Consider the following 893-nt stretch of genomic DNA (forward strand, 5'->3'; position numbering starts at 1 on the left):
AAGGCCGGATATTGTGGAATGGCCTCGTCCCACCTCCGGTGGATGAACGCTAACGATCTCCATCGAAGTGCATGGCAGTATCAACACTCCCTGACCCACGAATGAGCGGAGGTCGTCATGAGCGTCGCATTGCTGAGCATCGATCTGGCCAAAAACATCTTCCAGCTGTACGGCGTTGATGAGCGCGGCCACCCGGTATTGAGCCGGCGAGTCAGCCGCAACAAGCTCCTGGAAGCGGTCGTTTGCCTGCCGAGCTGTCGCATTGTGATGGAAGCTTGTGGTGGAGCGCATTACTGGGCTAGGCGGTTCTCCGCAATGGGGCATCAGGTCCAGATCATCGCCCCACGATTCGTCAAGCCGTTCGTCAAATCCCAGAAGAACGATCGAAACGATGCGGAGGCGATTGTTGAAGCGGCATCTCGTCCGACGATGCGCTACGTCGCAGTCAACAGCGTCGAGCAGCAAGACATCCAGTCCATGCACCGCGTCCGCAGTCTGCTGATGCGAGACCGCATCGCACAGATCAATCAGATTCGAGGCTTGCTGGCTGAATACGGTGTGGTTATTGCGCAAACGCCTCTAAAAGTGCGGACACAACTCCCCGCGATTATCGATGACGAGCACAACGAGCTAACAGGACTGACCCGAACAATGATGCGCGACATGTACGAGCGACTTGCACTGCTCGACAGGCAGATCGCGCGGTATGACAATCTGATCCAGCAAGTGCACGAGGCATCGCCCACAAGTCAGCGCCTGGAGAAGATCCGTGGTGTCGGACCGATGATCGCAACCGGCGTGATCGCTGCGGCCGGAAGCGCCTCCGAGTTCTCAAACGGTCGGCAGTTTGCGGCGTGGCTTGGCTTGACGCCACGTCAGCACTCCTCAGGGGG

General features: G+C 58.2%; 1 protein-coding gene. It reads left to right on the forward strand.

Annotated elements, in window-relative coordinates:
- Nucleotides 1-117: 117 nt before the first annotated feature.
- A partial coding sequence (locus VSR72_RS43985) for an IS110 family transposase (protein WP_342958417.1) occupies nt 118-893 on the forward strand: 776 nt, incomplete at its 3' end.

Source organism: Paraburkholderia sp. JHI869, assembly GCF_038900775.1.
Taxonomy (GTDB): Bacteria; Pseudomonadota; Gammaproteobacteria; order Burkholderiales; family Burkholderiaceae; genus Paraburkholderia.